Origin of the sequence: Pseudomonas sp. NPDC087336 (assembly GCF_044744285.1) — a bacterium.
In the GTDB taxonomy this organism is placed as follows: Bacteria; Pseudomonadota; Gammaproteobacteria; order Pseudomonadales; family Pseudomonadaceae; genus Aquipseudomonas.
In genome coordinates, this window is sequence record NZ_JBIUYA010000013.1 from 73,129 (window position 1) to 97,034 (window position 23,906).

Below are 23,906 nucleotides of genomic sequence, written 5' to 3' on the forward strand. Positions count from 1 at the left end.
TCGCGCCTGCGACCGATACCGCAAGGAAGATCGACACGCTCGATAACGACTATGCGCGAGGGTGTTTTTTCATCGCGATGCTCCAGCACTACAGTGGCCACATCTTCTCCCCACGCTCTGGAGCAACAATATGAAAAGCCTCATTGGTCTCGGCTTCGCCCTTTCGGTGCTTGGCGCCACTAGCGCCATCGCCGCCCCTCACGCCACTACGCCACTCGTTGCAGCGGCGAAAGTCAGCCAACCGGCCACACTCAACGTGATCACCGTCAGCGCTGACCAAAAAGACAAACTCTACGTCGCGGAAAACCGCCCTGAGTTCGGCTCCAAATATCAGCGCTATTGATCAACGGCCTTGGGCTGCCTGAAACAAGGCTGCGATCTTCTGATCGTTCCCACGCTCTGCGTGGGAATGCCACCAGGGACGCTCCGCGTTCCACTGACGACGCATGACATGAGCCATGCGCAACGGTGACGCGGAGCGTCACAGGATGCATTCCCACGCAGAGCGTGGGAACGATCATTTGGGTGCCCCGTTAAACCACGATGGCTTCAGTGAACAGCGTTGCGCCAATGCGGGGTTTCTTCATTTTTGCGACGTTCAGGCTGTTACCAGACGCACAGCCAACGCCTTGGCCTGACTGGCCACGTCCGTCACGGCGGTGCTTTCCCACCACACCCCGCGCAACGGTGGGCCCATGGCAAACAACCGGCTGGCAGCCTGGCCGTCGGCATCCAGCACTGCACCGTCGACCTCGGCGGCAATCCCCAGCGCCAGGTGTCCCGGGCGAATCAGCCCGCGCGCCAGCAATTGCCGGGGCAACGGACGCGCCACCCGTCGCCAGTCATATTCGATACCGCTGGAGTTGATCAACGCCGCGCCATTGACGACAACCGCTTGCGTTTCACCCCGCCGGCGAATTCGAATACTCACCTCATTGCCCGACGAAGGCTCAAGCCCTTTGAATGACGCCGCCTGAATGCGCAACCGCCCCTCCCCGTGCAGGCGCTCCACCAGTTCGGCGCTCAACGGTGGCGAGCGGTGATGATGACTTTCCCACCACGGCCGAACATGGCGCACGAATTGCCGGCGCTGTACGTCGCTGGCCTGATTCCACAAACGCCCGATGTGCGCCCGCACCGTGTCCAGCGGTGCCTGCCAGTCAATGCCCTGGGCGATGGCGTCGCGGCAATGCCGGCGCAACTCTCGCACCAGCTGGCGTGGCGTTCGAATGCTGTGATCCTCGGCCAAAAAATCCACCCAGGCCGGTGGTTGGCGCCGCACATGGGGCAGCAGGCCGTGTCGGGAAAACACTTCGATCGGCCCGCGATGCCCGGCCTGTTCCAGCGACACCACGGCATCGACCATGGTCAGCCCCGAGCCGATGATCAGCACCGTCGAGTGCGGATCGAGCTGACGCATCGCCGCCACATCCCACGGGTCAAGTGCCGCCGCGTTCAAGCCACTGGATTCGGTCTGCGGCGTGCGCGCGGCCGGGAACATCCCCGTGGCGAGCACGGCATAAGTACCCTGCAATTGCTGGCCGTCACTCAAGCTCAAGCGCACCGACTGCGCATCGGTTTGCAGGTCAACCACCTCGGCTTGCACATGCTCGACCGTTGAGCCATTCAACACCCCCACTGCTTGCGCCTCGGCCAGGCGCTGCTGCACGTACAGGCCGAAAATCCCCCGTGGCGGGAACAGCTCACTGATCGGTACATGCTGCTCATCCGACTCCGGCCAGCCGCCGGCCGCAATGTAGTCGGTCAGCCATTGGGTCAGGTCATCGGCGTTGTCCGGGTCGACACTCATGCGCGCCGCGTTGCCGTTGAGCGTATGCCCCAGCTCCACGGCGCTGTAGGCCTCGCCGCGCCCCAGCTCGGCGCGCGGTTCGATCACCAACACCTGGCGCTTGCCCGGCAGACGCAACAGTTGCGCCGCCAGCATCGCGCCGCTGAGGCCGCCGCCGATGATCAGGATGTCCGCGTGACGGATGACGTCGGCCGCCTGTCCGTTTTGGGTTTCACTCATGCCGTTCTCACTGCTCAGTGTTTACCTAGATAGAAGTCATGCAGATCGCCCCGGGCCAGCAACGCGCTGGACATAGCCGTGGAAGCGTACTTGAACGCCACATTAATGTTTTGCTCGGCAATCAGGAAGCTCACCTGTGCCTCGCGGTTGAGCCGGGCGACGATCTCGAAAATTTCCTGGACGATAATAGGCGCCAAACCCATGGAAGGTTCGTCGAGCAGTACCAAAGTAGGACGCGTCATCAACGCCCGGCCTGGGTCTTGCGCTTGGTTTTCAGGCGCGGGAACCAGGCTTAGATGCGCTCCAGGTCCCGGGCCATGTCCTGGCGACTCAAGCCGCGGACGAAGCCGCCACTGCGCAGGTTGTCTTGCAATGCCGGCTGCAACGGGCGGACTTGCGCCCAATGGCGCAATTGCTCAGCGCCTTGGGCGCGCTGACCTGCCATTCCCTGGTATCCGCAATCGGCGGACGCTTGAGTTCGTGCACGCTCATGGGTTGACCTCCTGTTCATGGGCAATGTGGGAGCGAGCTTGCTCGCGAAGCTGTCAGGATCGTTCCCACGCTGTGGACTGACCCCAAAAAGTTGGACGATCGTAAATCTATACCTGAACAGATTGAGTCCTGTATTCAACAGGGCTCAGTCCGTTTAGCTTCAGCTTGATGCGTCGGTGATTGTAATAGTGGATGTAGTCCACTAGACCAGCGCCATCGGCGGGATCAGTTGCAGCGGGTCGTTGACCGGCACCTGGGCCGCCTGGCGGATCGCCGCATCGCCGTTGCCGTTGTAGACGTCATAGATACCGAGCACATCGGCGATGAACAACCCGTCAAACTTGCCGCGTTCGAGGATTTTTGCCAGGTCGGTCCAGTATTCCAGGTCTTTGTACTGCCACGAACGATCCCGCGGATGTGCCCACAACCCCGGCGACTGATGGCCGACGCAGTTCATGTCGAAAGCATTGAGACGAATTTCACGGGCCATCAAACGGCTCCCTTGATTGATGTGTGCAAGCTGGGTGGGTGAATGCCGTTGAGGCGAAAGTTGCCCCGAAACGCGCCACGAGCGTGTGGCCGACGGCAATCGCGTCCGCATCCAAGCGGATCACATGGGCAGGGCTCCCATTGGCCGAGCGGGGGGATGGGGCTTTGGCTGTCATGGGCCGACTCCGGGTTCTGGGTGAATGCACCAGAGCTTTTGCAGGAGTTGTGCCTGAAATCTAATTCGTTAATTTTCAATGAGTTAACGAATTATTAGAGAATAATTTTTAGCTTCAGAACAGCAAAGTGTCTATTCACTGTTGATCGGCCAACAGTTCAGATCACCACATTGCGCACAAAGCGCACCGCCACGTCTCCCTCGTTGCGATAGGAATGGGGCTGGTTGCTGGCGAACATGAAGAACTCGCCGGCGGCGATCCTGTGCGGCACGTCGCCGACCATCAGCGTCAGGCAGCCTTCGAAGACGTAGAACTGTTCGCTCCAGCCTTCGGCATCCGGCTCCGACGGGTAATGCTCGCCAGGTTCCAGGCGCCATTCCCAGAGTTCGACTTCGCGGGTGGCATTGGCCTTGGCCAGCAGCACCGCCTTGCTGCCGGGAATGGTACCGGCCCAGGCCAGCTCGTTGATGCGGCTGTGGTCGCGCACATCAGGGGCCTGGATCAGGTCGCTGAAGGCCACGTCCAGCGCTTCGGCCACACGGTCGAGGGTGGTCAGGCTGACGTTCTTTTCGCCGGCCTCGATCGCCACCAGCATCCGGCGACTGACACCGGATTTTTCCGCCAACGCGGTCTGGCTCATATCGGCGGCATGGCGCAAACGCCGAATATTCTGGCTGACATGCTGCAGGACCGAAGCCCGGGGCGAGGAATCTTTGTGCACTATATTGCTCACTTGATGGTGTTGCGCAGTATACTGCCCAACTTCGGGCGCATTGTGCGTCCCCCTCAAATAGTGTGCAAGATCATGACGTCGGTGAACTCCTCCCAGGCTCCCTCCCGTTTCCTGCGGCTCAGCAAGGCCGAGTGCGTGCTGGTGTTGATCACCATGGTCTGGGGCGGGACCTTTTTGCTGGTCCAGCATGCGATGACCGTCAGCGGCCCGATGTTTTTCGTCGGCCTGCGCTTCGCCGCCGCCGCAATCATCGTCGCCCTGTTTTCCTGGCGCAGCCTGCGGCAATTGACCTTGTTCGAACTCAAGGCCGGCGCCTTCATCGGCGTGGCGATCATGCTTGGCTACGGCCTGCAGACGGTGGGGTTGCAGAGCATTCCCAGCAGCCAGTCGGCGTTCATTACCGCGTTGTACGTGCCCTTTGTACCGTTGCTGCAATGGCTGGTGTTGGGTCGTCGACCGGGGCTGATGCCGAGTATTGGCATCATGCTGGCGTTTACCGGGTTGATGCTGCTGTCAGGGCCTTCCGGTGCGGCGTTGAATTTCAGCCCCGGTGAAATCGCAACATTGATCAGCGCCATTGCCATTGCGGCGGAGATCATTCTGATCAGCAACTTTGCCGGCCAGGTCGATGTGAAGCGAGTGACCGTGGTGCAATTGGCGGTCACGTCGCTGCTGTCGTTCCTGATGGTGGTGCCGACCCAGGAGCACATTCCGGATTTCTCCTGGTTGCTGTTGTGCAGTGCCTTGGGGCTGGGCGCGGCGAGTGCGGCGATCCAGGTGGCGATGAACTGGGCGCAGAAGAGTGTTTCGCCGACCCGGGCCACATTGATCTACGCCGGTGAGCCGGTGTGGGCCGGGATTGTCGGGCGGATCGCCGGGGAGCGGTTGCCGGCGATTGCGTTGGTCGGTGCGGGGTTGATCGTGGCGGCGGTGATTGTCAGTGAGTTGAAGACCAAGGGTAAGGCGGCTCTTGAAATCGAGGACGATCTGAACCGCGAAGCCGAGCACTGATCGTTCCCACGCGCAGCAAAGGAATGCAGCCCGGGACGCTCCGCGCGTCCCCAAAGCGTGTCGCAGAGCGTCACAAGAGGCGTTCCCACGCAGAGCGTGGGAACGATCGGGTGTGGCTGGAAACAACATTGAACAAGACTTTTCCGCCTACCTTGTAGGATTCTGCGACAGCTTGGCGTTTGGTGATCCGGGAGCTGGCACGTATGATGCTTCACAAACTTCCGCAGATTAGAAGCCTATGTCCCTGATAGTTCTACTGCTTCTGCCTTTCATAGGCAGCTGTCTGGCAGCGGGGCTGCCACACAACGCGCGAAATACCGAATCACTTCTGGCTGGCCTGGTTGCCTTGATCGGCTCCGTCCAGGTCGCCCTCCTGTACCCGCAAATCGCCCATGGCGGCGTCATCCGCGAAGAGTTTTTCTGGCTGCCGAGCCTTGGCCTGAACTTCGTCCTGCGCATGGACGGCTTCGCCTGGCTGTTCTCGATGCTGGTGCTGGGCATCGGCACCCTGGTGTCGCTGTACGCCCGCTACTACATGTCGCCGGACGATCCGGTGCCGCGTTTCTTCGCGTTTTTCCTGGCGTTCATGGGTGCCATGCTCGGGCTGGTGATCTCCGGCAACCTGATCCAGATCGTGTTTTTCTGGGAGCTGACCAGCCTCTTCTCGTTCCTGCTGATCGGCTATTGGCACCACCGCGCCGACGCCCGACGCGGCGCCTACATGGCGCTGATGGTCACCGGCGCGGGCGGCCTGTGCCTGCTGGCGGGGGTCATGCTGCTTGGCCATGTGGTGGGCAGCTATGACCTGGACAAGGTCCTGGCCGCCGGCGAGCTGATTCGCGCACATGCCCTCTACCCCATCCTGTTGCCCCTGATCCTGATCGGCGCGCTGAGCAAAAGCGCGCAATTCCCCTTCCACTTCTGGCTGCCCCACGCCATGGCCGCGCCGACACCGGTTTCGGCCTATCTGCACTCGGCGACCATGGTCAAGGCCGGGGTGTTCCTGCTGGCCCGGCTATGGCCGTCGCTCTCGGGCAGTGAAGAATGGTTTTACATCGTCAGTGGTGCCGGCGCCGCCACCCTGTTGCTCGGCGCTTATTGCGCGATGTTCCAGAACGACCTCAAGGGCCTGCTGGCGTACTCGACCATCAGCCACCTGGGCCTGATCACCCTGCTGCTGGGCCTGAACAGCCCGCTGGCCGCCGTGGCCGCGGTGTTCCACATCCTCAACCATGCCACGTTCAAGGCCTCGCTGTTCATGGCCGCCGGGATCATCGACCACGAAAGTGGCACCCGCGACATCCGCAAGCTGAGCGGCCTGTACAAGCTGATGCCGTTTACCGCCACCCTGGCCATGGTCGCCAGTGCCTCGATGGCCGGCGTGCCCCTGCTCAACGGTTTCCTGTCCAAGGAAATGTTCTTCGCCGAGACCGTGTTCATCAACGCCACGGCCTGGATCGAAGCCACCCTGCCGATCGTCGCGACCATCGCCGGGACCTTCAGTGTCGCCTACTCCCTGCGCTTCACCGTTGACGTGTTCTTCGGCCCGACCGCCACCGACCTGCCCCACACCCCGCACGAACCACCGCGCTGGATGCGCGCGCCGGTCGAGTTGCTGGTGTTCGCCTGCCTGGTGGTCGGGATCTTCCCGGCGCAAGTGGTCGGCCCATTGCTCGCCGCGGCCGCGCAACCGGTCGTGGGCGGCACCTTGCCCGAGTACAGCCTGGCGATCTGGCACGGCTTGAACGCGCCGATGATCATGAGCCTGATTGCCATGTCCGGCGGTATCCTGCTGTACCTGCTGTTGCGCAAGCAGCTCAAGCACGGGCGCTTCCACTACCCGCCGCTGATTGGCCGCTTCAACGGCAAGCGCCTGTTCGAACGCAGCCTGGTGCTGATGATGCGCCTGGCCCGACGCCTGGAACCGCTGATCAGCACCCGGCGCCTGCAGATGCAATTGTTCCTGATGGTACTCGCCGCGGTCCTGGCCGGGTTGATCCCGATGCTGCACAGCAGCCTGCACTGGGGCGACCGGCCAAAGATTCCGGGCTCGATCGTGTTCGTCATCCTCTGGCTGCTGGCGATTGCCTGCGCCCTCGGCGCCGCGTACCAGGCCAAATACCATCGTCTGGCCGCCCTGACCATGGTCAGCGTCTGCGGCCTGATGACCTGCGTGACCTTCGTCTGGTTCTCGGCTCCGGACCTGGCATTGACGCAACTGGTGGTCGAAGTGGTGACCACGGTGCTGATCCTGTTGGGCCTGCGCTGGCTGCCACGGCGGATCGAAGAGGTTTCGCCGCTGCCGAGCAGCCTGCGCAAGGCGCGCATCCGCCGTATCCGCGACTTGCTGCTGTCGGCCGTGGTCGGCGGCGGCATGGCCTTGCTGGCCTATGCGATGCTGACCCGGCAGACGCCGAACGTCATTTCCTCGTTCTACCTGAGCCGCGCCCTGCCCGAAGGCGGCGGTAGCAACGTGGTCAACGTGATGCTCGTGGACTTCCGCGGCTTCGACACCCTGGGTGAAATCACCGTGCTGGTAGCGGTGGCCCTGACCGTGTTCGCCCTGCTGCGGCGCTTCCGTCCGCCGAAGGAAAGCCTGCAGTTGCCGGCCCAGCAGCGCTTGCTCGCGCCCGACGTGGTCACCGACCTGGTCAACCCGCGTCACGCCAGCGACACCGCGCTCGGCTTCATGATGGTCCCGGCGGTGCTGGTGCGCCTGCTGCTGCCGATTGCCCTGGTGGTGTCGTTCTACCTGTTCATGCGCGGGCACAACCAGCCGGGCGGCGGCTTTGTCGCGGGCCTGGTGATGTCGGTAGCGTTCATCCTGCAATACATGGTCGCCGGCACCCAGTGGGTCGAAGCGCAAATGAGCCTGCGACCGCTGCGCTGGATGAGCGTCGGCCTGCTGTTCGCTACCGTCACAGGCCTCGGTGCGATGGTCGCCGGCTATCCGTTCCTGACCACCCACACCTGGCATTTCGACCTGCCGCTGCTGGGCGACATTCACCTGGCCAGTGCGTTGTTCTTTGACGTCGGCGTATACGCCGTGGTGGTCGGTTCGACGCTGTTGATCCTCACCGCCCTCGCCCACCAATCGGTGCGAGGTCACAAGACCGCGGCCCAGCCCAAACTTGCCGTCATCAAGGAGGCTGTCTGATGGAAGAAGTCATCGCCATCGCCATCGGCGTCCTGGCCGCGTCCGGCGTCTGGCTGATCCTGCGTCCGCGGACGTTCCAGGTGGTCATGGGCCTGTGCCTGCTGTCGTATGGCGTCAACCTGTTCATCTTCAGCATGGGCAGCCTGTTCATCGGCAAGGAGCCGATCATCAAGGACGGCGTGCCCCAGGATCTGCTGCACTACACCGACCCCCTGCCGCAAGCGCTGGTGTTGACCGCCATCGTCATCAGCTTCGCGATGACCGCGCTGTTCCTGGTGGTCTTGCTGGCTTCGCGCGGCCTGACCGGCACCGACCATGTGGATGGCCGGGAGCCTAAAGAATGAATCCAATGTCGCACCTGATCGCCGCGCCCATCCTGCTGCCGCTGCTGACCGCCGCGATCATGCTGATGCTTGGCGAGAAACATCGCCCGCTGAAAGCCAAGATCAACCTGTTCTCCAGCCTGCTGGGGCTGGGGATTTCAGTTTTGCTATTGCAATGGACGCAAACCACCGGCGTCCCGGGCTCCATTGGCGTGTACCTGCCGGGCAACTGGCAAGTGCCGTTCGGCCTGGTGCTGGTGGTCGATCGCCTGTCGGCGCTGATGCTGGTGCTGACAGGCATCATTGGCGTCTGCGCGTTGCTGTTTGCCATGGCCCGTTGGGACAGCGCTGGTTCAAGCTTCCACGCGCTGTTCCAGATCCAGTTGATGGGCCTGTACGGCGCCTTCCTGACGGCGGACCTGTTCAACCTGTTCGTGTTTTTCGAAGTGCTGCTGGCCGCGTCCTACGGCCTGATGCTGCATGGCTCGGGTCGGGCGCGGGTGTCTTCGGGGCTGCATTACATCTCGATCAACCTGCTGGCCTCGACCCTGTTCCTGATTGGCGCGGCGCTGATCTACGGCGTCACCGGCACGCTGAACATGGCCGACCTGGCGCTGAAAATTCCCTTGGTGCCGGAGGCCGATCGCGGCCTGCTGCACGCGGGCGCGGGCATTCTGGCGGTGGCGTTCCTGGCCAAGGCCGGAATGTGGCCGCTGAATTTCTGGCTGGTGCCGGCGTACTCCTCGGCCAGCGCGCCGGTGGCGGCGATGTTCGCGATCATGACCAAGGTCGGCATCTACACCTTGCTGCGCCTGTGGACCCTGCTGTTTTCCGGCCAGGCTGGCGCCTCGGCGTACTTCGGTGGTGACTGGCTGATCTACGGCGGCATGGCCACCATCGTCTGCGCGGCACTGGCGATCCTCGCGGCCCAACGCCTGGAGCGCATGGCCAGCCTGAGCATCCTGGTGTCGGCGGGGATCCTGCTGGCGGCGATCGGGTTCGGCCAGCCCAACCTGATCGGTGCGGCGCTGTTCTATGTGGTCAGCTCGACCCTGGCCCTGAGCGCGCTGTTCCTGCTGGCGGAGCTGATCGAACGCTCGCGCTCGGCCAACGAAATGCCCTTGGAAGATGAAAACGAAATGCTGCCCCGGCCGCTGGAATCGTTGCATCCAGTCAAGGGCATCAACCTCGACGACGACCAGAAAGCCGTGGTCGGCCAAGTGATTCCCTGGACCATGGCGTTCCTCGGCTTGAGCTTCATCGCCTGCGCCCTTTTGATCGTCGGCATGCCACCGCTCTCCGGGTTCATCGGCAAGCTCGGCCTGCTCAGCGCCCTGCTCAACCCGATGGGCCTGGGCAACGCCGGTGATGCGCCGGTATCGAATGCCGCATGGGGCTTGCTGGCGCTGCTGATCCTCTCGGGCCTGGCCTCATTGATCGCCTTTTCCCGCGTGGGCATCCAGCGTTTCTGGACGCCGGCAGAACGCCCCTCCCCCGTGCTCCGACGCCTGGAGTGCGTGCCGATTTTCGCGCTGCTGGGCTTGTGCATCCTGCTCACGCTCAAGGCCGAACCGCTGCTGCGTTACACCCAGGCGGCCGCCAACGCCTTGAACAACCCGCAGCAGTATGTGATGGCCGTTCTCGGCACCCGTGTGGTCCCAGGTCCGCAAGCCAGTGCAGCGCTGCTGGAGGTGCAACCATGAAGCGCCTGCTGCCTGCGCCATGGCTGTCGCTGGCCCTGTGGTTGTTGTGGTTGCTGCTGAACCTGTCGCTCAGCCCCGGCAACCTGCTGCTGGGCGCCCTGCTGGGGTTTTGCGCGCCCTTGATGATGCGCAAGCTGCGCCCGCTGCCGATCCGCATTCGGCGGCCCGGGGTGATCCTGCGCCTGTTCCTGCTGGTCGGTCGCGATGTGCTGGTGTCCAACCTGGTGGTCGCCTGGGGTGTACTCAATGCCGGCCGCCGGCCGCCGCGCTCGGGGTTCGTCAAGGTGCCACTGGACCTGCGCGACGCCAACGGCCTGGCCGCGCTGTCGATGATCTGCACGGTGGTCCCCGGCACGGTCTGGTCGGAACTGGCGCTGGACCGCAGCATCCTGTTGCTGCACGTCTTCGACCTGGATGACGAAGTGCTGTTCATCCAGCACTTCAAGGCGACCTACGAGCGCCCCCTGATGGAGATTTTCGAATGAGCAGCCTGCTGTCCAACGCGATCCTGCTGAGCCTGTTTCTGTTTTGCGTGGCGATGATCCTGACCCTGATCCGCCTGTTCAAGGGCCCATCGGCCCAGGACCGGGTCCTGGCCCTGGACTACCTGTACATCGTGGCGATGCTGATGATGCTGACGCTGGGCATTCGCTATGCCAGTGACACTTACTTCGAGGCGGCGTTACTGATTGCGCTGTTCGGTTTCGTCGGCTCGTTCGCCCTGGCGAAATTCCTTCTGCGCGGCGAGGTGATCGAATGAGTGCGCCCTTGTCCCTGTGGGTGGAAATACCCGTGGTCATCCTGCTGGTGCTCGGCAGCCTGTTTGCCCTGGTGGGCGCCATTGGCCTGTTGCGCATGAAGGATTACTTCCAGCGCATGCACCCTCCGGCCCTGGCCTCGACCTTGGGCGCATGGTGCGTGGCCCTGGCCTCGATCATCTTCTTTTCAGCCCTCAAGTCCGGGCCGGTCCTTCACGCCTGGCTGATACCGATCCTGCTGGCGATCACCGTACCGGTGACCACCTTGTTGCTGGCCCGGGCGGCTTTGTTTCGCAAACGCATGGCCGGGGATGATGTGCCGGCGGAGGTTTCGAGTCGGCGTACGGAGAGTGGGGGCTGATTGAAAGATCGCAGTCTGCGTTGATGGAGTACATAGCCATTCCTGCGGTAACGGCCACTTAGGGTTTCGCCCTTACGGCGACTCACTTTTCCAAACGCCGGAGTGCCGGCCCAGCGAAAAGTAAGCAAAAGGCTTTGCCCCACCACTCGGTGCCTCGCTGTGGCTCGGCATGCCATAACGAAGGCATTGCTCCGTGGGTCGCCCAGATCAAAAGCCAAAGCGAGGCGGCCTGACAGCCGACCTGATTTCAAGTGAACACGTGATCGTTCCCACGCTCTGCGTAGGAATGCATCCTGTGACGCTCCGCGTCACCGTTGCGCAGGGCTCACTTCATGCGTCGACAGCGGAACGCGGAGCGTCCCTGGCGGCATTCCTTTGCGGCGCGTGGGAACGATCACATCGCGGACACACCTGGAATGAGGTCGGCTGTCAGGACGCCTTCGCCGGCAAGCCTGGCTCCTACAGTGGAGGATCGGGGGTATCCGCCCGCACCGAGGCGTCAAAGAGAAGCAGGTTGCGATCTTTTGATTCTAGACCCAGGCCACCGCCAACAACCCAGCCCCCAGTACCACGCACAAGGGCGAATGAACCCAAGTGTCCCAGTAGGCAAACCGCGACCCCTTGACCTCCTTGAAAAACCCCACCAGCTCCGAATCGCCAATCGCCCGGGCGAACAGCAATAGCGCAATGGCGCTGATCACCCACTGCAACCCTCGATGATCCACCTGCGGCAGCCACCAGCCAACCCGCAAGCACACCAATAGGGCAATGATCAGCAACGCTGCCGCCACCAGCATCGTCATCCAGCCACGGGGCTTGAAGGCCGGCTGCAACCGCGCACCGCCCTCCACCGGCACCTGCGGCACGACTGCCACGGCGGCCCATTCACCACCCAACGCCCAATACACGTGCACCAGAGCGATCGCCGCAATTACCGTCGCCAGCCATTGAGCCAACACGAAGGTCATGGTCTGAAATCCTTGAAAGGGATTTGAACAGACTCATCCTAGTCGGCTTTTTTTGCCATGCACGCCACGACGCCAGCGACCCGACCAACGCAACACATGGGCCATTTTTGCAGCCGGCATCTACAGGGAGGCAGACACCTTGTCCGCGATCTCCTTGGGCAACCAGGCCTTCCAGACTTCTGGATGCGCCTTCATGAACGCTTCGGCGGCCTGACGCGGTGGTGTGTGTTTTTCACTCATGTCGGCCAGCGCCCGGTTCAGCGGGTCGATGGGGAAATCGACCTTGGCGAAGAACTCGGCGATCTGCGGGTACTGCTTCTGGAACGGCGTGGACACGCCGATGGACAGCTTCGAAGGCAGCGAACGGGTCGGTTGCGGATTGGGGTTGTCAGCGTCGGTCAGAGTCTTCCAGGCCTGCGCATCGAAGGGCGGCTCCTCCAGCTGGATCAACTTGAAGCGACCGAGCAGCGGCGTGGGCGACCAGTAATAGAACAGCACCGGTTTGCCCCGGCGAATCGACGAGCTGATCTCTGCATCCAGCGCCGCGCCCGAACCGCTGCGAAAATTCACAAAGCTGTCATCGAGCCCGTAGGCCTTGAGCTTCTGCTTGTTGACCACTTCCGAGGTCCAGCCAATGGGGCTGTTTAGGAAGCGTCCCTTGTTCGGGGCTTCCGGGTCCTTGAACACGTCCTTGTACCTGGGCAGGTCGGTGACACTGCGCAAGTCCGGCGCCAACGCCTTGATGCCCCTGGCCGGGTCGCCCTTGATCACGTACTCCGGCACCCACCAGCCTTCGGTGGCGCCCTTGACCGTGTCGCCCAGGCTCACGACCTTGCCTTCGGCCTCCGCCTTGACCCAGACCGGGCTGCGCCCCGCCCACTCTTCGCCAATGACCTGGATGTCATTGTTGGCCAGGGCGGTTTCCAGGGTGATGGTAGTGCCCGGCAAGGTGTCGGTCGGCAGCCCGTAGCCCTTTTCGACGATGATCCGCAGGACATCGGTGATCAGGCTGCCGCTTTCCCAGTTGAGGTCGGCGAAGTGGATCGGGGTGCTGGCAGCGAGCACCGGAACGGGTGACGCCAACAGTCCGAACGTGGCCACGACAGCGGCCAGCAACCGGCGAATGCCTTTCATGCTTGTGCACCTCGTGCTGTTCACAGCAATAGCAGGATGGCCTGGCAGAAGACCGCGAAGCCTCTGAATACTCAGTCAACTGACTGTAGTAGAGGTTCCTGCTTTCGAGGGACGCAGATCAGCTTTCACCCATTGCCTGCAGAAGGGCCAGCTCTCTCCTGACCATGCTGGCGTATGCCGCAGGTCGCAACGCGTAGATCTGCGAGGCCACCCAGTTCAACCAGGCACCCTGTAAAACAGCCTTGTGCTCAAACAGACGCAGGGCTTCGGCTTGCGCACTGGCCTGGTGCTGCTGGTGGAAATCGGCGCGGGGCAGGTCCACTACTCACTGGCCTTGAACGTCACCAGTTCACCCTTGCGCCACTTGGCGGCCTTGCCGGTCACGGCCTTGAGGGTTTTGGTCAGGCCTTCCTGCAGTTGTTGGTGGGCGGCGAACACCGTCACCACGCTGTGGCCTTCCTTGAACAGGATGGCCTGGCCGTCGGCGGTGGTCACGAAGGCGTAGTCGCCCAGGCCGTAGACGGTCAGTTTGATATCGCGGAACTTGATTTCCAGTTTGCCGCCTTCGCGGCTGGGCAACACCGACGCGCTGAAATGATCGCCGACCTTGAGCTTGAGCCCCGGTTTATCGTCCACCACCAGCGCTGATTCGGTGTCGATCTCGGCAATGTAAATGCCTTCAGCGTTCTGTTCGGTAATGTAAACGAAACGTGACTGAAACTGTTTAACCAGCTTTGCGCGCAAATCACCTAGCACGAACAAAGCATGCATATCGAGATTACTTACTGCCAAGGAACCATCCCCACATCTGAAAATGACGCCGCACGCGAAAAAAGCGCACGGCCAAAAAAGCGGCAATGCCGAGGTGAAGCCAGATAACCCGGGTTGAGATCCTGGATGCGCAGAGCGCTCATCCCTCTCGGGGGTTTGAGCAGATTACTGGATGCCGCTCATATCGTCTCGCCCAGCGTTCGACACAGGCTGAAGGAAAACGCCCTTGGAACGGCCAGAGAAATACGGACTATCAACTTTAGGGAAAAAACTCTTATAAAAAAGCACTTTTCTTACATATCGCACGCCAGAAATTGCTTTAGATAAGCCTTGTCCATCCACCAGTGACGCTGATTCTAGAGCAGCGATGCTCACCGAGACTACCCATGACGACGTACATTACGTCGGCAAACCCAAGAAAAGGACTTCATATGTGCACACTGACACACTTTGCCCATCCCCAGGCATCTTACTCCAACACCCCTCCTTCCCTGCACCCCGCGGTGTTTCTTGCTACCGAAGCCGCCCCTCGGGCTCCTTCGCCGCCACGATTTCACGTGGTCTTGGCGGGCAACGCGTTCTTTCATATCAAGGAAACTTCCACTGGGCACGTAAGAGGTTTCCGCGGCGATCATAACCAGGCCTGCGCCCTCGCCCGGGCACTTGAGTCACGTATGTGACACTTTCGTCCCGTTTTCCCTGGCAGGTTTCGCCAGGCCTGCGACTTTACTCAGCCGCAGGCAGGCAACTGCTGCCATACTGCCCGACCAATCAAACGCGCCTTCCCGTGGCGGGCGCGTTAAACAACAATATTTTTCATGGGAAGGCCACAACGTGACGGAATTTGATATCGGCGAGTTTTTCATCCGGGGCGAAGCCAGAGAGATCGACGGCGAGTTCCAGGCCGTGATCGTGATGCGCGCCAAGCCGCCGCTGAAAACCGTGACCTATCATCAGGTCGAGAAAGATCGCTGGTTCAAGTCCTCCGACATCGCCGCCCTCGCCGCACAGCAATCGGCCAAGGAACTGAAGGCTGCCGTCGATGCAGGCGCCTTGAAAACCTGATACGCGGATTTGCGGTCTATGCTCACTGCTGCGTTTGCACATCGTTTTCGAACTTACTGAAGCGAGGCTCTCTCAGATGTAACAGAGACGTCCTTCATCTCTCTCATTCGACGCGACCGATGACCTGCCAGGAGATCAAGATGGAATTACCGACCCACGACTTGAAAGGCTTGTTCGACCAGCTCGGCCTGGATTCCAGCCAGAAAGCCATTGACGATTTCATTGCCAGCCATTCCCCCCTGCCCCACGACAAGAAACTCATCGATGCCGAGTTCTGGACCTCCCAACAGGCAGGCTTCCTCAAGGAACAACTGCGTGAAGACGCCGACTGGGCACGGGTGGTCGACGACCTGAACCTGCGCATGCATCAGCGTCACTAGCCTCAGGCACAGTGCAGGTTGCCTGGCGTTTCGGCGCGCAATTGCGCCAACCAGGCAGCCTTGCACTCTTCAGCTTCATGGCGACTGGAGTACGCCGTGCCACGGCGTTCGCCATTGAGCAGCACCACCCAGCAGATGCATTGCCCCAACGCCCGCAGATTGGCGGGTACTCCACTGCCGATCATGACCGCGACATCAACCTTACTGTGCATGTTGCGCCTCGAATTCCGTTAGCAACCTAACTAATACAGATATGGTAACGACTTCACAGGCGCGAAAACAATATCGACTTTGTACAGCTTAGTTACCTCAATTGTAATAATCGCCAGCCATCATCGAGGGTTTTCCGGCTTGTACCCCAAGCGTAATCCACCCCAATGACGCCCCTTGAGCATGATCGGCACCGACAGGTCGTGCATCAACTCGCCGGTGTCACGGGTGTAGGTTTGCAACAGCACGGCCTGCTGATGGCTGCCACAGCGGATCCCCGTGCGGTCCGTGAACTTGCGTTTGCTGCGGTTGTTCAGCGTATCGCGCTGTATGTCGCCGGTCAGTGGCTGGCTGAACGTTTTGTTATGCGTCGGCACATAACCCTGCTGGGTGCAGGCGATGGCGAACACCAGGCCTTCGTGGCGTGGCAGCAGCGGCTCCTGGATTGCTGGCAAGACCTGATCGGTGTAACGATCGAAACGCGTCCGGTATTTGGCCGGGTGGGTATCGGGGATTGCCTGGTACTGGCGGTCGAACAGGTCTTCGAGGCTGATGAGCCCTGCATCGATATCCGCCTCGAAACGCGCCGCAATCTGGCTCGCGCCTTCCCGGGCCAGGTCGTAGATCCGCTGGTGGTAGTCATCCAGGCCGACTTCGGCGAGGCGCTCGCTGATGGTCTCGGCCTGGCCTTCCATCTGCACCGCTGCCAGGGCCAGGCGCTGGGTCTGTTGGTCACTGATTGCGAGGTCGCTGCGCATCTGCTCGATAGCGTGAAACAGGCTATCGAGTTGTTCGCGGTTGGTTTCGGCACCGCGTGCGATTTCCCCGACCTGGCTTTCGACACCGGCAGCCAGGCGGGCAATGTTTTCCAGGTGCTGGCCGGTCTGTTCGACCTGGCCGACGCCGGTGTCGAGGTCGCTGGACAACTGGCGGATTTGCTCAACCACTTGCGCGGTGCGTTGCTGGATATCGGCCACCATGTCGCCGACTTCTCCGGTGGCCGTGGCGGTGCGCGCGGCAAGCCCGCGCACCTCATCGGCCACCACCGCAAAGCCACGACCGTGCTCTCCAGCCCGCGCCGCTTCGATGGCCGCGTTCAAGGCCAGCAAGTTGGTCTGGCTGGCAATGGACTGGATCACCAGCGTGACCCGCTGAATTTCATCGCTGCGCAGGCTCAGGGCTTCGATCAGCTCACGGCTGTTGTTGGCCCGCTGACTGAGCTGGTGCATGCGCGCAATAGACTCGATCAACTCGGTACGCCCTGCCACGCCGCTTTGATGCGCTTGACTCGCGGCACTCAGGGCCTGGCGACTGAGGGCGGAGGTGGCCTGCTCGGTGGCGATCATGATGTCGGCATTGCCGACGATTTGCGCGGCCGCACCCAGTTGCGATTGCAACTTGTCGGCCAGTTGCTTGACCGAGAAGGCCACGCCCGCAGCGGACAAGGCGTTTTGACTGGTGGTGTAGGACAGCTCGCGGGTTAACGCCGAGAGCGCGCTGGACGTATCGGCAGGCACGGCTTCGGGCATCGCGCGCGAGCGCAGGCGCGGCAACCAGATGATCAGCACAGCCAGAGGCAGGCCAAGGTAGAGCGACCAGCCGCCCAGGCTCATGCCACACAACAGCAGCACCAGGGCGATGCTTTGCAGTGTCGGCGTCAACCAGCGGTTGTTCGGCAAAAGCACGGGTGCAGGCACTGCCGCCACCCGAGATCCGTCTCTCGTCATCTTTTTCACCCCGCCAATTTCTAGTTGTTGTCTTCGCATTAAACGCCGGCATAAGGCCATTATCCATGAGCCTTTAGTCGGGGACGTTGCAGCAGATCAATAGAAGTTCGGGGGGATTGTGTAGGCGTCGAAAAGCAAAGATCGCAGCCTGCGGCAGCTCCTACATGAGTTCACTTGAACCCGTAGGAACTGCCGCAGGCTGCGATCTTTTCCAGGCAGCCCCGGTTAAATGGGCTACCCGACGGAATCAGGCCTGACGCTGGTGCTTATCGATCTGCTCGTGACGTTCTTGAGCTTCGATGCAGTACTTGGTGGTCGGGCTGATCAGCAGGCGCTTGAGGCCGATTGGCTCGCCGCTGTCATCGCACCAGCCGAAGCTGTCTTCCTTGATGCGTTCCAGGGCTTGCTCCAACTGCGGCAGCATGCGCTGATCACGATCGATCGCGTTCACCAGCCAGGTGCGCTCTTCTTCGACGGAAGCGGCGTCAGCCGGGTCGGCCGGGGTGTCCAGGCTTTCGATGGCGATGCGGTTCTGTTCGATGCGCTCATGGGTTTCGACTTTCATGTTCTGCAACAGCTCGGAGAAAAAAGCATGTTGCTCGGCATTCATGTAGTCATCCGCCGGCATGGCCAGCAACTTGTCCTTTGTCATTGATATCTCTATAAAAAAACGTGCATTAAGGCGAATTAGGGAGCGTTGCGGCGGACCCTCGAAGGTCAGCGCAAAGGCGCCGTTTATACCAAGCGCCACCCGGCACTCAATTTACGAGGGGCGGCAGTCTAAGGCCGACTTGAGGCCTCAGCAACTGAAAAGACAGCGAATTTGTCCGACAAAGCCTCGAAAATGCTCTAAGACAGGCATCCAGGCGGATATCGGAGTGCGTTTATAGCAAGAAATTCAATCCTGCGAAGCTTATATGGAGGACAAACCGCTGAGTAGCATGCCCCCGGTTTGCAGGTCGAGCGGGCTCAGCTAAGGTTGTCGCTCGCCAAATGGCCATCTCAAGGAGAGATTATATGAAGCTGATCGGCATGCTGGATTCACCTTACGTGCGACGCGTTGCGATTTCTGCCAAGCGCCTGGGCATCGCCCTGGAGCACGAATCGGTGTCGGTGTTCAGGACTTTCGAGCAATTTCGGCAAATCAACCCGGTGGTCAAGGCGCCTACCCTGATCCTGGATGACGGTGAAGTATTGATGGATTCGACGCTGATCATCGATTACCTGGAGGCATTGGCCGGACCGGAACGCAGCCTGATGCCCGCGGGTATCGAAGATCGCCTGCGCTCACTGCGCCTGATTGGCCTGGCGTTGGCCGCCAGCGAAAAATCGGTGCAGCTTTATTATGAGCGCAACCTGCGTCCGGCAGAGATTCAGTTCCAGCCTTGGGTCGAGCGGGTCGAGGGGCAATTGGCGGCCGCCTATCTGGCTCTGGAACGGGAGCTGGAAAAGCAGCCGCTGAAAACCGATGGTTTGATTGACCAGGCTGGTATTACCCTCGCGGTGGCGTGGAGCTTTACCCGGTACGTAGTGCCGGATCAGGTCGCGGTTGAGCGGTTCCCGGGGATCGCTGCGTTTACCGAGTATGCCGAGGGGCTTGAGGTGTTTATCGACACTCCGATTGACTGACGGCGTAACGACCCCCATCGCATCGCCAGCAAGCCGGCTCCTACAGGTGCGTGTCACACCGCAAACCCAAGTCGGCCTCGCACTCCGGCCTGGTCCACACACAAAAAATGCCGCTCCTGCCAAGAAGGCAGAAGCGGCACAGGCACGAGGCCAGGAACTATCAGCTCATGTAAACAGCGCGATCAGAATGATGATCGGGATCGGTATGCCGAGAAAGAACAGCAGTAATGAACGCATGATGATTCTCCTGGGTTAGCGAACAGGTGTGGTGGTTACGTAAGTGTCGGTTTCCACATACACCACGGCGTCCCGACGACGACCTCCAAATGTTGCTGCAAGGCTGGCGAAGAACGCACCGGCCAAGAGTGCAACAAACATCCACAAGGTGGTCATGGCGGCGACCTTGGCGGCTTTGTCGGCAGCTTGTTGCGCGGCCAGCTTGGCGTCGGCCACGGCTTTTTGCGTGCGGGCATAGACCTCATCGACACGACGTTCAGCGTCCGCTTGCGGCAGGTTAGTCCGCTGCGCCACCAGTTGTGCCAGGTAGGTGCGGTCTTCAGCGGCCAACTGACCGTCGCTCAGGGAGCGCACGAAAATGCGCGTCACCGTGGCTCGGGCGGCGTCATCGCTGACGGCGGCCGGCTGGTCATTACGAAACAGGCTGTCGATGTAGTAGCCATACTGATCGCTGTCGGTGTTGGCTGCCGCGGTGCCCGCCGTGGCTGTCATGGCCGTGGCCGCGCCACCGGCAACCTGCGCCCCGGCCTGTACGCCGCCACTGACGATGCTGCTGACCGAACCGGCGACCAGTGTGGCCGTCACCAGCGTCGCCACGCACCAGGCGAGAAAGCCGTGGGCGGTGTCGCGAAAGTAGACTTCATCGCCATGCATGTAGGCCCACTTCACCCGCAGCCGGCCAGCGAGGTAGCCACCGGCCCCGGACGCGACGATTTGCGTGACGGCCAGCCAGACAATGGTCGAGATGCCCAGGCCCTTGGCGCTCATGCCTTCATTGGCCCACGGCGAAACCGCCGAAAATCCCAGGCCGAATCCGAGCAGCACCAGGATCAGCGACAACGCCGCCGCAGCCGCGGCCCCGGCGAAGATCGCCCCCCAGGAAACGCCGGACACCGTGCTCGACTCATCCGTGGTGGGATAGAAACCCTCAGAGGATCTATTCATTGTTTTATCGCTCCAGGCAGAAAGATGGTGTTACAAGTCTCGAAGGAGCAATTGCAGTCAGCGTGCCAGTCGCGGTTTATTAATAAATCCCGTTCTTTCAGCGGCTTAGAAAGTTTGAACTTCCCAGGTCCATGCAATTTGCAACGAAAGGGTGGGCGCAGCGGGTTTTATGCATTGACCGACGCTGGATTTGTCCATGAACTTTTATTTAGTAAGCCGGCGATCATTTCTTGGCAAAATGGCGCACACGTTGTGAATATTAATCAGGCCAGCCTTATGACCCGCATCTTGACCATCGAAGACGACGCCGTGACCGCCCGGGAAATTGTCGCCGAACTGAGCAGCCACGGCCTTGACGTCGAGTGGGTCGACAATGGTCGAGAGGGGCTGGAACGTGCGGTCAGCGGCCACTATGACCTGATCACCCTCGACCGCATGCTGCCCGAGCTCGACGGCCTGGCAATCGTTACCACGTTGCGCACCATGGGCGTGGCCACGCCTATCCTGATGATCAGCGCCCTCTCCGACGTCGACGAGCGCGTGCGCGGCTTGCGTGCCGGGGGCGACGACTACCTGACCAAACCCTTCGCCACCGATGAAATGGCCGCCCGGGTCGAAGTCCTGCTGCGTCGGCAGAACAACGTCACTGCCCAGGCCACGACGCTGCGGGTGGCAGACCTGGAGCTGAACCTGATCAGCCACGAAGCCAGCCGCGACGGCCAGTTGCTCACGCTGCTGCCCACCGAATACAAACTGCTGGAATTCCTGATGCGCAACACCGGGCAAATCCTCTCGCGGATGATGATTTTCGAAGAGGTCTGGGGTTATCACTTCGACCCCGGTACCAACCTGATCGACGTGCACATCGGCCGCCTGCGCAAGAAAATCGACCCACCTGGCAATGTCCCGTTGATTCGAACTGTACGAGGCTCGGGTTATGTCATTGCCGAACCCGTCTAAAGGCTGGCGCTCTTCCACCAGTCGCCTGCTGGCGCTCTACAGTGCGTTGTTCGTGGCCTGGAGCGGGATTCTCATGGGGGTCATGTATTACGAGGTGTCCGCTTACCTCGACAACCTGGCCAAGCATTCGCTGATGCAACGCCAGCATCTGTTTTCACACTTCCAGGGCGATCAACTGACGGACGCCCTCGCCGTCAGCATGACCTTCGACATCCGCGGCATCGACGCCTACGGCCTGTTCGATGCCGAGCACCGTTACCTCAGCGGAGCCCTGCGCCACATTCCAAAAGGCCTGCCGCTGGACGGCAAGATTCACATGCTCAACGACTGCGCCGAGTCCGACGACCCGACCCTGCCCATCGACAGCTGCGACGCCGTGGCGACCCAGACGAAGGACGGCCGCTGGTTGATCCTGGTGCGGGACAACGGCTCGTTGTTTGCCGTGACCCGGATCATCCTGCATGCCTTGTTCTGGGGCGTGACCCTGACCATCCTGCCGGGCATCGTCGGTTGGCACCTGTTGCGCCGCCGGCCGCTGCGGCGGATTCGCGCGATCCAGGGCAGCGCCGAAGCCATTGTCGCCGGTGACCTGACCCGGCGCCTGCCGCTGTCCAGCCGCCGCGATGAACTGGACATGCTCGCCGCTATCGTCAACGCCATGCTCGAGCGCATCGAGCGTTTGATGAACGAGGTCAAGGGCGTTTGCGACAACATCGCCCATGACTTGCGCACCCCGCTGACCCGCCTGCGCGCGCAGCTTTACCGCATGCAACAACAGGCCGGCGAAGGGTCGACGCAAGCGACGCAACTGGACGCGGTGCTGGCCGAAGCCGACACCCTGATGGCGCGTTTTCGCGGGTTGCTGCGAATTTCCGAACTGGAGGATCGCCAGCGCCGGTCCGGCTTCGTGCAGCTGGACCCGGTGCCGTTGCTGCAGGAACTGCATGAGTTTTATCTGCCGTTGGCCGAGGACGATGGCCTGACGTTCGAACTGCAACTGCCCGCATCGTTGCCTTCGCTCAATGGCGATCGCGCCTTGCTGTTCGAAGCGGTGGCCAATCTGTTGAGCAACTCGATCAAATTCACCCCGCCCGGTGGCCAGGTGATTTTGCGTGGGGTCAATGAGAACGGGCATACCCGCATCGAAGTGCACGATTGCGGCCCCGGTATTGCGGAGGCTGAACGCGAGGCGGTGTTCCAGCGTTTCTATCGCGCCGAGGCGGGAAACCTGAAAAGCGGTTTCGGCTTGGGGCTGTCGATCGTCGCGGCGATTGTCAGCCTGCATGGGTTTGCGCTGGAGGTGGGGACGAGTGAATTGGGTGGGGCGCGGTTGGTGCTCGATTGTCGCGAAAGTTTAATGACCCCCTCATGATCGTTCCCACGCAGAGCGTGGGAACGATCGACGACGAGTCAGGTTGGGTAGTTGGCCCGCAGTGCCTCAAGCCCACCCTGATAGATCCCGGTAAACAACGCCACCACTTCCTCGTCGCTCACCCCCACCGGTTCAAATCGTCCGGACCAGGTCACCCGGGCGCCCTGCCCCTGCGGTTCAACGCGGATCGTCGCCAGATAATCAGTGGCCGGAAACGGCGCCTGCAGGATCGAGTAACTGTAGGTTTTGCCATCGTTGTCGAACGCTTGCAGGCGCTCGATCACCACTGCGCCGTCCGCTGTCTGCAGGCTGCGCACCCGCCCACCTTCGCTGAGCTCGCTCCTGGGAATGAACGGCAGCCAGTCCGGCAGCGAGTTGAAACCGCCGATCAATTGCCAGACCTGATCGGCCGAGGCCGGGATGTCGATGGATGCTGAGGTTGTTGCCATGAAAAATACTCTCCAGATTCAAAAAGGTTCAGATAGCCATGCTGTCGACGACGCCGCCGTCGACCCGCAAGGCTGCGCCGGTGGTGGCCGAGGATAAAGGCGAAGCGATGTACGCCACCAGGTTTGCGACCTCCTCGACATCCGCCACGCGTTGAATGATCGAGCTCGGCCGGGCCTTGCGCACGAACGCATCGGCCTCTTCCCGCACGCTACGTCCGGAGGCGGCGATGGCATCCTTGAGCATTTCCTCTACACCGTCAGTGAGGGTCGGCCCCGGCAGGATCGAGTTGACTGTCACCCCGGTGCCCGCCAGGCGTTTGGCCAGGCCATGGGACACGGCCAGGTTGGCGCTTTTGGTCACGCCGTAGTTGATCATCTCGGCGGGGATCGCCACGCCGGATTCCGAGGAAAGGAAAATCACCCGGCCCCAACCCTGCTTGACCATGTCCGGCACGTAATGCCGGGCCAGGCGCACACCGGAGATCACGTTGACTTCATAGAAGCGTGTCCACTCGCTGTCCGGGGTCTCGAAGAAGTCCACATCGTTGTAGATCCCGAGGTTGTTGACCAGGACGTCAGCACGGGGTTCGGCGGCGAACAGTTTTTCCGCGCCTTCGGCGGTGCCCAGGTCGGCGGTCAAGCCGCGCAATTGTGCGCCGGGCACGCTCTGGCGGATGCTCGCCAAGGCCTGCTCGACCTTGGCCGTATCGCGGCCGATCACCACCACCGTTGCGCCGGATTCGGCCAGCGCCTTGCTGATGCCCAGGCCGATGCCGGCGGTGCTGCCGCTGACAATCGCCAGTTTTCCACTCAGATCGATTTTCATG

General features: G+C 61.4%; 26 protein-coding genes and 3 pseudogenes. 14 read left to right on the forward strand and 15 right to left on the reverse strand.

All coding sequences use genetic code 11. From position 1 onward, the window contains the following. The first annotated feature begins 130 nt into the window (after positions 1 to 130). A complete protein-coding gene (locus tag ACIO0C_RS15120; RefSeq protein ID WP_401313356.1) occupies positions 131 to 343 on the forward strand; it encodes a hypothetical protein in 213 nt (70 codons plus the stop codon). Between the two features lie 255 nt (positions 344 to 598). Here the strand turns inward: ACIO0C_RS15120 and ACIO0C_RS15125 are convergent, their stop codons facing one another. The 5 genes and pseudogenes from ACIO0C_RS15125 to ACIO0C_RS15145 all read right to left on the reverse strand — a co-directional run bounded on the left by ACIO0C_RS15125 (position 599) and on the right by ACIO0C_RS15145 (position 3,907). Beyond that, positions 599 to 2,029 carry an FAD/NAD(P)-binding protein gene (locus ACIO0C_RS15125; protein ID WP_401313358.1) on the reverse strand — a complete coding sequence of 477 codons (1,431 nt, stop codon included), beginning with the start codon at positions 2,027 to 2,029 and terminating at the stop codon, positions 599 to 601. A gap of 14 nt (positions 2,030 to 2,043) precedes the next feature. After that, a pseudogene (locus ACIO0C_RS15130) lies at positions 2,044 to 2,411 on the reverse strand (ABC transporter ATP-binding protein); the annotation flags it as partial. 217 nt (positions 2,412 to 2,628) lie between these two features. Next, a pseudogene (locus ACIO0C_RS15135) lies at positions 2,629 to 2,721 on the reverse strand (IS3 family transposase); the annotation flags it as partial. A 5-nt stretch (positions 2,722 to 2,726) separates the two neighbouring features. Next, positions 2,727 to 3,011: pseudogene (locus ACIO0C_RS15140) on the reverse strand (5,10-methylene tetrahydromethanopterin reductase); the annotation flags it as partial. A 332-nt stretch (positions 3,012 to 3,343) separates the two neighbouring features. After that, the gene (locus ACIO0C_RS15145; RefSeq protein ID WP_180204175.1) at positions 3,344 to 3,907 is read right to left on the reverse strand and encodes a helix-turn-helix domain-containing protein; all 564 of its coding nucleotides are present in this window, start codon (positions 3,905 to 3,907) and stop codon (positions 3,344 to 3,346) included. 15 nt (positions 3,908 to 3,922) lie between these two features. Between ACIO0C_RS15145 and ACIO0C_RS15150 the strand changes: the two genes are divergently transcribed. The 7 genes from ACIO0C_RS15150 to ACIO0C_RS15180 all read left to right on the forward strand — a co-directional run bounded on the left by ACIO0C_RS15150 (position 3,923) and on the right by ACIO0C_RS15180 (position 11,232). After that, on the forward strand, positions 3,923 to 4,930 hold the full coding sequence (locus tag ACIO0C_RS15150; protein WP_401313561.1) for a DMT family transporter: 1,008 nt from the start codon (positions 3,923 to 3,925) through the stop codon (positions 4,928 to 4,930). Between the two features lie 238 nt (positions 4,931 to 5,168). Then, positions 5,169 to 8,087: a monovalent cation/H+ antiporter subunit A gene (locus ACIO0C_RS15155; protein ID WP_401313361.1), complete on the forward strand. Its 2,919-nt coding sequence runs from the start codon at positions 5,169 to 5,171 to the stop codon at positions 8,085 to 8,087. After that, positions 8,087 to 8,431, forward strand: a complete 345-nt coding sequence (locus tag ACIO0C_RS15160; RefSeq protein ID WP_007986256.1) for a Na+/H+ antiporter subunit C — start codon at positions 8,087 to 8,089, stop codon at positions 8,429 to 8,431. Before ACIO0C_RS15155 ends, ACIO0C_RS15160 begins: the two co-directional genes overlap by 1 nt. Next, positions 8,428 to 10,113, forward strand: a complete 1,686-nt coding sequence (locus ACIO0C_RS15165; RefSeq protein ID WP_401313364.1) for a monovalent cation/H+ antiporter subunit D — start codon at positions 8,428 to 8,430, stop codon at positions 10,111 to 10,113. Before ACIO0C_RS15160 ends, ACIO0C_RS15165 begins: the two co-directional genes overlap by 4 nt. Continuing rightward, on the forward strand, positions 10,110 to 10,598 hold the full coding sequence (locus ACIO0C_RS15170) for a Na+/H+ antiporter subunit E (RefSeq protein ID WP_401313367.1): 489 nt from the start codon (positions 10,110 to 10,112) through the stop codon (positions 10,596 to 10,598). The genes ACIO0C_RS15165 and ACIO0C_RS15170 overlap by 4 nt, the downstream gene beginning before the upstream one ends. Next, positions 10,595 to 10,873, forward strand: coding sequence for a K+/H+ antiporter subunit F (locus tag ACIO0C_RS15175; protein WP_008063386.1), 279 nt, complete (start codon positions 10,595 to 10,597; stop codon positions 10,871 to 10,873). The genes ACIO0C_RS15170 and ACIO0C_RS15175 overlap by 4 nt, the downstream gene beginning before the upstream one ends. Continuing rightward, positions 10,870 to 11,232 carry a Na+/H+ antiporter subunit G gene (locus ACIO0C_RS15180; protein ID WP_401313370.1) on the forward strand — a complete coding sequence of 121 codons (363 nt, stop codon included), beginning with the start codon at positions 10,870 to 10,872 and terminating at the stop codon, positions 11,230 to 11,232. The genes ACIO0C_RS15175 and ACIO0C_RS15180 overlap by 4 nt, the downstream gene beginning before the upstream one ends. Positions 11,233 to 11,762: 530 nt before the next feature. Here ACIO0C_RS15180 and ACIO0C_RS15185 read toward each other — a convergent pair. The 4 genes from ACIO0C_RS15185 to ACIO0C_RS15200 all read right to left on the reverse strand — a co-directional run bounded on the left by ACIO0C_RS15185 (position 11,763) and on the right by ACIO0C_RS15200 (position 14,126). After that, on the reverse strand, positions 11,763 to 12,200 hold the full coding sequence (locus ACIO0C_RS15185) for a DUF3995 domain-containing protein (RefSeq protein WP_401313373.1): 438 nt from the start codon (positions 12,198 to 12,200) through the stop codon (positions 11,763 to 11,765). Between the two features lie 120 nt (positions 12,201 to 12,320). Next, positions 12,321 to 13,334: an ABC transporter substrate-binding protein gene (locus ACIO0C_RS15190; protein ID WP_401313376.1), complete on the reverse strand. Its 1,014-nt coding sequence runs from the start codon at positions 13,332 to 13,334 to the stop codon at positions 12,321 to 12,323. Between the two features lie 118 nt (positions 13,335 to 13,452). After that, on the reverse strand, positions 13,453 to 13,656 hold the full coding sequence (locus tag ACIO0C_RS15195; protein ID WP_401313379.1) for a hypothetical protein: 204 nt from the start codon (positions 13,654 to 13,656) through the stop codon (positions 13,453 to 13,455). Continuing rightward, positions 13,656 to 14,126: a hypothetical protein gene (locus ACIO0C_RS15200; protein ID WP_401313382.1), complete on the reverse strand. Its 471-nt coding sequence runs from the start codon at positions 14,124 to 14,126 to the stop codon at positions 13,656 to 13,658. The genes ACIO0C_RS15195 and ACIO0C_RS15200 overlap by 1 nt, the downstream gene beginning before the upstream one ends. Before the next feature lie 410 nt (positions 14,127 to 14,536). On the opposite strand from ACIO0C_RS15200, the gene ACIO0C_RS15205 reads away from it, so the two are divergent. The 3 genes from ACIO0C_RS15205 (at position 14,537) to ACIO0C_RS15215 (ending at position 15,550) form a co-directional block, all read left to right on the forward strand. Further along, positions 14,537 to 14,785 carry a hypothetical protein gene (locus ACIO0C_RS15205; protein ID WP_401313562.1) on the forward strand — a complete coding sequence of 83 codons (249 nt, stop codon included), beginning with the start codon at positions 14,537 to 14,539 and terminating at the stop codon, positions 14,783 to 14,785. 154 nt (positions 14,786 to 14,939) lie between these two features. Further along, positions 14,940 to 15,170, forward strand: coding sequence for a hypothetical protein (locus ACIO0C_RS15210; RefSeq protein ID WP_401313384.1), 231 nt, complete (start codon positions 14,940 to 14,942; stop codon positions 15,168 to 15,170). 140 nt (positions 15,171 to 15,310) lie between these two features. After that, entirely contained in the window at positions 15,311 to 15,550 is a 240-nt protein-coding gene (locus tag ACIO0C_RS15215) for a DUF2789 domain-containing protein (RefSeq protein ID WP_401313387.1), read from the forward strand. Between the two features lie 2 nt (positions 15,551 to 15,552). Here the strand turns inward: ACIO0C_RS15215 and ACIO0C_RS15220 are convergent, their stop codons facing one another. From ACIO0C_RS15220 to ACIO0C_RS15230, 3 genes are all read right to left on the reverse strand, one after another. After that, positions 15,553 to 15,762 carry a hypothetical protein gene (locus tag ACIO0C_RS15220; protein WP_401313390.1) on the reverse strand — a complete coding sequence of 70 codons (210 nt, stop codon included), beginning with the start codon at positions 15,760 to 15,762 and terminating at the stop codon, positions 15,553 to 15,555. A 120-nt stretch (positions 15,763 to 15,882) separates the two neighbouring features. Beyond that, positions 15,883 to 17,547, reverse strand: a complete 1,665-nt coding sequence (locus tag ACIO0C_RS15225) for a methyl-accepting chemotaxis protein (protein WP_401313393.1) — start codon at positions 17,545 to 17,547, stop codon at positions 15,883 to 15,885. 187 nt (positions 17,548 to 17,734) lie between these two features. Beyond that, positions 17,735 to 18,139, reverse strand: coding sequence for a TraR/DksA C4-type zinc finger protein (locus ACIO0C_RS15230; protein WP_007935965.1), 405 nt, complete (start codon positions 18,137 to 18,139; stop codon positions 17,735 to 17,737). Between the two features lie 365 nt (positions 18,140 to 18,504). Here ACIO0C_RS15230 and ACIO0C_RS15235 point away from each other — a divergent pair, with 365 nt between their 5' ends. Next, on the forward strand, positions 18,505 to 19,116 hold the full coding sequence (locus ACIO0C_RS15235) for a glutathione S-transferase (RefSeq protein ID WP_401313396.1): 612 nt from the start codon (positions 18,505 to 18,507) through the stop codon (positions 19,114 to 19,116). Between the two features lie 252 nt (positions 19,117 to 19,368). On the opposite strand, the gene ACIO0C_RS15240 is transcribed toward ACIO0C_RS15235, so the two are convergent. Beyond that, positions 19,369 to 20,298, reverse strand: a complete 930-nt coding sequence (locus ACIO0C_RS15240; protein ID WP_401313398.1) for a hypothetical protein — start codon at positions 20,296 to 20,298, stop codon at positions 19,369 to 19,371. A gap of 276 nt (positions 20,299 to 20,574) precedes the next feature. Here ACIO0C_RS15240 and ACIO0C_RS15245 point away from each other — a divergent pair, with 276 nt between their 5' ends. Further along, the gene (locus ACIO0C_RS15245; protein WP_401313400.1) at positions 20,575 to 21,258 is read left to right on the forward strand and encodes a response regulator transcription factor; all 684 of its coding nucleotides are present in this window, start codon (positions 20,575 to 20,577) and stop codon (positions 21,256 to 21,258) included. After that, complete coding sequence (locus ACIO0C_RS15250) at positions 21,236 to 22,630, forward strand: sensor histidine kinase (RefSeq protein WP_401313402.1); 1,395 nt, start codon at positions 21,236 to 21,238, stop codon at positions 22,628 to 22,630. The genes ACIO0C_RS15245 and ACIO0C_RS15250 overlap by 23 nt, the downstream gene beginning before the upstream one ends. Before the next feature lie 38 nt (positions 22,631 to 22,668). Here ACIO0C_RS15250 and ACIO0C_RS15255 read toward each other — a convergent pair whose 3' ends face one another. Beyond that, on the reverse strand, positions 22,669 to 23,079 hold the full coding sequence (locus tag ACIO0C_RS15255; protein ID WP_401313405.1) for an SRPBCC family protein: 411 nt from the start codon (positions 23,077 to 23,079) through the stop codon (positions 22,669 to 22,671). Between the two features lie 28 nt (positions 23,080 to 23,107). Continuing rightward, positions 23,108 to 23,905: an SDR family NAD(P)-dependent oxidoreductase gene (locus ACIO0C_RS15260; RefSeq protein WP_401313407.1), complete on the reverse strand. Its 798-nt coding sequence runs from the start codon at positions 23,903 to 23,905 to the stop codon at positions 23,108 to 23,110. Between the last annotated feature and the right edge of the window lies 1 nt (position 23,906).

Excerpts from the sequence above, each read along its gene's own strand:
- ACIO0C_RS15120 (WP_401313356.1), top strand. The coding sequence starts at position 131 with ATGAAAAGCCTCATTGGTCTCGGCTTCGCCCTTTCGGTGCTTGGCGCC.
- ACIO0C_RS15125 (WP_401313358.1), bottom strand. The coding sequence starts at position 2,029 with ATGAGTGAAACCCAAAACGGACAGGCGGCCGACGTCATCCGTCACGCG.
- ACIO0C_RS15150 (WP_401313561.1), top strand. The coding sequence starts at position 3,923 with ATGGTGTTGCGCAGTATACTGCCCAACTTCGGGCGCATTGTGCGTCCC.
- ACIO0C_RS15155 (WP_401313361.1), top strand. The coding sequence starts at position 5,169 with ATGTCCCTGATAGTTCTACTGCTTCTGCCTTTCATAGGCAGCTGTCTG.
- ACIO0C_RS15160 (WP_007986256.1), top strand. The coding sequence starts at position 8,087 with ATGGAAGAAGTCATCGCCATCGCCATCGGCGTCCTGGCCGCGTCCGGC.
- ACIO0C_RS15165 (WP_401313364.1), top strand. The coding sequence starts at position 8,428 with ATGAATCCAATGTCGCACCTGATCGCCGCGCCCATCCTGCTGCCGCTG.
- ACIO0C_RS15170 (WP_401313367.1), top strand. The coding sequence starts at position 10,110 with ATGAAGCGCCTGCTGCCTGCGCCATGGCTGTCGCTGGCCCTGTGGTTG.
- ACIO0C_RS15175 (WP_008063386.1), top strand. The coding sequence starts at position 10,595 with ATGAGCAGCCTGCTGTCCAACGCGATCCTGCTGAGCCTGTTTCTGTTT.
- ACIO0C_RS15180 (WP_401313370.1), top strand. The coding sequence starts at position 10,870 with ATGAGTGCGCCCTTGTCCCTGTGGGTGGAAATACCCGTGGTCATCCTG.
- ACIO0C_RS15185 (WP_401313373.1), bottom strand. The coding sequence starts at position 12,200 with ATGACCTTCGTGTTGGCTCAATGGCTGGCGACGGTAATTGCGGCGATC.
- ACIO0C_RS15190 (WP_401313376.1), bottom strand. The coding sequence starts at position 13,334 with ATGAAAGGCATTCGCCGGTTGCTGGCCGCTGTCGTGGCCACGTTCGGA.
- ACIO0C_RS15205 (WP_401313562.1), top strand. The coding sequence starts at position 14,537 with ATGTGCACACTGACACACTTTGCCCATCCCCAGGCATCTTACTCCAAC.
- ACIO0C_RS15215 (WP_401313387.1), top strand. The coding sequence starts at position 15,311 with ATGGAATTACCGACCCACGACTTGAAAGGCTTGTTCGACCAGCTCGGC.
- ACIO0C_RS15220 (WP_401313390.1), bottom strand. The coding sequence starts at position 15,762 with ATGCACAGTAAGGTTGATGTCGCGGTCATGATCGGCAGTGGAGTACCC.
- ACIO0C_RS15225 (WP_401313393.1), bottom strand. The coding sequence starts at position 17,547 with ATGGCCTTATGCCGGCGTTTAATGCGAAGACAACAACTAGAAATTGGC.
- ACIO0C_RS15230 (WP_007935965.1), bottom strand. The coding sequence starts at position 18,139 with ATGACAAAGGACAAGTTGCTGGCCATGCCGGCGGATGACTACATGAAT.
- ACIO0C_RS15235 (WP_401313396.1), top strand. The coding sequence starts at position 18,505 with ATGAAGCTGATCGGCATGCTGGATTCACCTTACGTGCGACGCGTTGCG.
- ACIO0C_RS15240 (WP_401313398.1), bottom strand. The coding sequence starts at position 20,298 with ATGAATAGATCCTCTGAGGGTTTCTATCCCACCACGGATGAGTCGAGC.
- ACIO0C_RS15245 (WP_401313400.1), top strand. The coding sequence starts at position 20,575 with ATGACCCGCATCTTGACCATCGAAGACGACGCCGTGACCGCCCGGGAA.
- ACIO0C_RS15250 (WP_401313402.1), top strand. The coding sequence starts at position 21,236 with ATGTCATTGCCGAACCCGTCTAAAGGCTGGCGCTCTTCCACCAGTCGC.
- ACIO0C_RS15255 (WP_401313405.1), bottom strand. The coding sequence starts at position 23,079 with ATGGCAACAACCTCAGCATCCATCGACATCCCGGCCTCGGCCGATCAG.
- ACIO0C_RS15260 (WP_401313407.1), bottom strand. The coding sequence starts at position 23,905 with ATGAAAATCGATCTGAGTGGAAAACTGGCGATTGTCAGCGGCAGCACC.